Genomic DNA, 4,527 nt, shown 5'->3' with positions numbered 1-4,527 from the left:
AAAGGTATCCGCAATGACTTCACTTAAACGCACGCCTTTGCATTCGTTGCATGTTGAGTTGGGTGGTAAGCTGGTTGATTTTGCTGGTTGGGAGATGCCTGTTCAGTATCCTTTGGGGATTATGGGCGAACATAAGCAGTGTCGTGAGAAGGCGGCGTTGTTTGATGTGTCTCATATGGGTCAGGTGATCCTTCGGGGTGAGAATGTGGGCGAGAAGCTGGAAGCTTTGTGCCCGCAGGCTTATGCGACGCTGAAGGAAGGCAAGGCGCGATACGGGTTCTTTACGAACCCGGAAGGCGGGATCATGGATGACCTGATCGTGTCGAACGCGGGCGATCATTTCTTTGTGGTGGTGAACGCGGCGCTGCGGCATCAGGACATACCGCATATGCAGGCCAATCTGGATGGCGTCGAAGTGACCGAGATTTTCGACCGCGCACTGGTGGCGGTGCAAGGCCCCAAGGCCGAAGATGTGGTGGGCGAGCTTTGCCCTGCCGCCCGGGACCTGAAGTTCATGGAAACCACTGTGGCCGATATCAACGGCGTCGCATGCCGCATCTCACGCCTTGGGTATACCGGCGAGGATGGCTACGAGATTTCGATCCCCGAGGACAAGGCGATTGAGGTCAGCAAGGCCTTCCTGGCACATGAGGATTGCGAACCGGCGGGTCTGGGCGCGCGCGACAGCCTGCGGCTGGAGGCGGGTCTGTGCCTTTATGGCAATGACATCGACCAGAGCACCTCACCGATTGAGGCCAGCCTCGGCTGGGCGATCCAGAAGCGTCGCAAAGAAGAAGGCGGGTTCCCGGGCGCCGAGCGTGTGCAAAAGGAACTGGCCGAGGGGGCTGCCCGCAAGCTGGTGGGCATCCAGCCCGATGGCCGCGCGCCTGCGCGTCAGGGCGTGGAAGTGCAATGCCTCGAGGGCAACACGATCGGTCAGATCACCTCGGGCAGCTTTGGCCCCACGGTGGGTGGCCCCGTTGCGATGGGCTATGTGAGCAAAGGCCATGGCGAGCCGGGCGAGAAGGTGAACCTGATCATCCGGGGCAAGGCGCAACCGGCGCAGATCGTGGCGCTGCCCTTTGTCACCCAGAATTACAAGCGTTGAAGTCAGGAGAAAGACAAGATGGCAACCTATTATTCCGAAGAGCATGAATGGCTGACCGTTGAGGGCGACACCGCCACGCTGGGCATCACCAAACACGCAGCCGAGCAGCTGGGTGAGGTGGTCTTTGTCGAGCAGCAGGAAGCGGGCGACGAGTTCGAAAAAGGCGGCGAGATCGGCGTGATCGAATCCGTCAAGGCCGCGTCCGAGCTTTATGCTCCGGTGGATGGCGAGATCGTTGAAGTGAACGAGGCGCTGGCCGACAACCCCGGTTCGCTGAACGAAGACCCCGAGGGCGAAGCCTGGATCTACAAGATCAAAATCAGCGACGCATCGCAGCTGGAAGATCTGATGGACGAGGCCGGCTACAAAGCCTTCATCGGCTGACTCCGAACGGCGGAGCCTTTCACGGATCCGCTCCTTCATCTGGCTAAAAATATCCCCGCCGGAGGCTCCTGCAGCCTCCGCCGGACCTGACCTATCCATAGGAGCGCTGCAATGGCCTTCAAACTGACCGACTACGAAGCCTATGACTTCGCCAATCGCCGCCATATTGGCCCGTCACCCACCGAGATGCGCGACATGCTCAAGGTGATTGGCTTCAAGACACTGGACGAGTTGATCGACGCCACCGTCCCGCCCGCGATCCGGCAGAAAGAGCCGCTGGACTGGGGTCCGGCGATGACGGAACGCGATGCGCTCTTTCACATGAAAGAGGTGGCGAGCAAGAACAAGGTTCTGACCTCGCTGATCGGTCAGGGCTATTACGGCACCACCACGCCGGCACCGATCCTGCGCAACATCCTGGAAAACCCGGCCTGGTACACCGCCTACACGCCCTATCAGCCCGAGATCAGCCAGGGCCGACTTGAGGCGCTGCTGAACTTCCAGACCATGGTCAGCGACCTGACCGGGCTGGACGTGGCCAACGCGTCCCTGCTGGACGAAGCCACTGCTGCGGCGGAAGCGATGGCGATGGCCAAGCGCGGCGGCCGGTCCAAGGCCAACAACGCGGCCTTCTTCGTCGACAAGAACTGCCACCCGCAGACCATCGCCGTGATCAAGACCCGCGCCGAGCCTCTGGGCATCGACGTGCAGGTGGCCGACCCGGATACGCTGGACGCAGGTTCCGTCTTTGGCGCCATCTTCCAGTATCCCGGCACCCATGGCCATGTGCGCGACTTCACCAACGAGATCGCGGCGCTGCATGAACATAAAGCCATTGCCATTGTTGCTGCCGACATCCTGTCGCTGGCACTGCTGAAGTCCCCCGGCGAGATGGGTGCAGACATTGCCATCGGCTCGACCCAGCGCTTTGGCGTTCCGATGGGCTATGGTGGCCCGCACGCCGCCTATATGGCAACCACCGACAAGCTGAAGCGCTCGATGCCGGGCCGGATCATCGGTGTCAGCATCGACAGCCGCGGCAACAAGGCCTACCGCCTGTCGCTGCAAACCCGCGAGCAGCATATCCGCCGCGAGAAAGCCAACTCGAACGTCTGCACCGCGCAGGCGCTGCTGGCTGTCATTGCCTCGATGTATGCCGTGTACCATGGTCCCGATGGCATCAAGGCCATCGCGCAATCGGTGCACCGCAAGACCTCGCGCTTGGCCGCCGGTCTGGAAGAGGCGGGCTTTGCCGTGGAGCCGGAGGTGTTCTTCGACACCATCACGGTCGAAGTTGGTCATCTGCAGAACGTGGTGATGGAGGCCGCTGTGGCCCGGGGCGTCAACCTGCGCAAGGTGGGTGACACGAAAGTGGGCATCAGCCTGGACGAACAGACCCGGCCCGAGACCATCGAGGCAGTCTGGGGGGCCTTTGGCATCGACCGGGCGGATGACAGTTCGAACAAGCAATACCGCCTGCCGGATTACGCCCTGCGTGAAAGCGCCTATCTGACCCACCCGATCTTCCACCAGAACCGGGCCGAGGCCGAGATCACGCGGTATATGCGCCGTCTGGCCGACCGCGATCTGGCGCTGGACCGGGCGATGATCCCGCTGGGGTCCTGCACCATGAAGCTGAACGCCACGATCGAGATGATCCCGGTCACCTGGCCCGAGTTCGGCAATCTGCATCCGTTCTGCCCGGAAGATCAGGCGCAGGGCTATCACGAGATGATTGCGGATCTGAACGACAAGCTGTGCCAGATCACCGGTTATGACGCGATCAGCCAGCAACCCAACTCGGGCGCGCAGGGCGAATATGCGGGTCTTCTGACCATCCGCAACTATCACTTCGCCCGCGGGCAGGGGCAGCGGAACGTCTGCCTGATCCCGACCTCGGCGCATGGCACCAACCCGGCCTCGGCGCAGATGGTGGGCTGGCAGGTTGTGCCGGTACAGGCGGATGAGAATGGCAACATCGATATCGCCGACTTCCGCGCCAAGGCCGAGAAGCACTCCGACCATCTGGCCGCCTGCATGATCACCTATCCGTCCACCCATGGTGTGTTCGAGACCACCGTGCAGGAGGTCTGCCAGATCACCCATGATCACGGCGGTCAGGTCTATATCGACGGGGCCAACATGAACGCCATGGTGGGTCTGTCGCGCCCGGGTGACATTGGCGGTGACGTCAGCCACCTGAACCTGCACAAGACCTTCTGCATCCCGCATGGTGGCGGCGGCCCCGGCATGGGCCCGATCGGCGTCAAGGCGCACCTGACCGAGCACCTGCCGGGCCACCCGGAATATGGCACTGCTGTGGGTCCGGTCTCGGCGGCGCCGTTTGGCTCGCCCTCGATCCTGCCGGTCTCGTGGGCCTATGTGCTGCTGATGGGCGGCGCGGGTCTGACACAGGCGACCAAGGTGGCGATCCTGAACGCCAACTATATCGCGGCGCGCCTGAGCGATGCCTATCCGATCCTCTACACCTCGGAAACGGGTCGCGTGGCGCATGAATGCATCCTCGACACCCGTCCGCTGGACGAGGCCGCGCATGTCAGCGTCGACGACATCGCCAAACGTCTGGTCGATTCAGGCTTCCACGCGCCGACCATGTCCTGGCCGGTGGCGGGCACCCTGATGGTGGAGCCCACGGAATCGGAACCCATGGCGGAACTGGACCGTTTCTGCGACGCCATGCTCTCGATCCGCTCGGAAGCGCAGGACATCATCGACGGTAAGATCGACGCGGAGAACAACCCGCTGAAAAACGCCCCCCACACGGTGCGCGATCTGGTCGGCGACTGGGACCGCCCCTACACCCGTGAACAGGCCTGCTTCCCGCCGGGCTCCATCGGCGTCGACAAATACTGGTCTCCCGTCAACCGCGTCGACAACGCATATGGCGACAGAAACCTCGTCTGCACATGCCCCCCAATGGACGCATACGCAGACGCCGCCGAGTAAACGCAAAAACAAAACCCCGCCAAAAACAGGCGGGGTTTTCGCCAATCGGAAACTCATGTTCTGATTTG

General features: G+C 62.1%; 3 protein-coding genes. All 3 read left to right on the top strand.

Going from position 1 to position 4,527, the window contains the following annotated elements:
- The first annotated feature begins 13 nt into the window (after positions 1-13).
- Positions 14-1,108, top strand: a complete 1,095-nt coding sequence (gcvT, locus tag AC2FJZ_RS22205) for a glycine cleavage system aminomethyltransferase GcvT (protein ID WP_496780396.1) — start codon at positions 14-16, stop codon at positions 1,106-1,108.
- An 18-nt stretch (positions 1,109-1,126) separates the two neighbouring features.
- Positions 1,127-1,492 (top strand): glycine cleavage system protein GcvH, encoded by a 366-nt coding sequence (gcvH, locus tag AC2FJZ_RS22200; protein WP_496674478.1) that lies wholly within the window; start codon positions 1,127-1,129, stop codon positions 1,490-1,492.
- Positions 1,493-1,603: 111 nt separating this feature from the next.
- Positions 1,604-4,459, top strand: a complete 2,856-nt coding sequence (gene gcvP, locus AC2FJZ_RS22195) for an aminomethyl-transferring glycine dehydrogenase (protein WP_496780394.1) — start codon at positions 1,604-1,606, stop codon at positions 4,457-4,459.
- The last annotated feature ends 68 nt before the right edge of the window (positions 4,460-4,527 follow it).

It is taken from the genome of Ruegeria sp. CDSA079 (assembly GCF_059612245.1).
The sequence above is the reverse complement of the archived record's forward strand: the minus strand, read 5'-3'. Positions and strand labels throughout refer to the sequence as shown.

Excerpts from the sequence above, each read along its gene's own strand:
- gcvT (WP_496780396.1), top strand. The coding sequence starts at position 14 with ATGACTTCACTTAAACGCACGCCTTTGCATTCGTTGCATGTTGAGTTG.
- gcvH (WP_496674478.1), top strand. The coding sequence starts at position 1,127 with ATGGCAACCTATTATTCCGAAGAGCATGAATGGCTGACCGTTGAGGGC.
- gcvP (WP_496780394.1), top strand. The coding sequence starts at position 1,604 with ATGGCCTTCAAACTGACCGACTACGAAGCCTATGACTTCGCCAATCGC.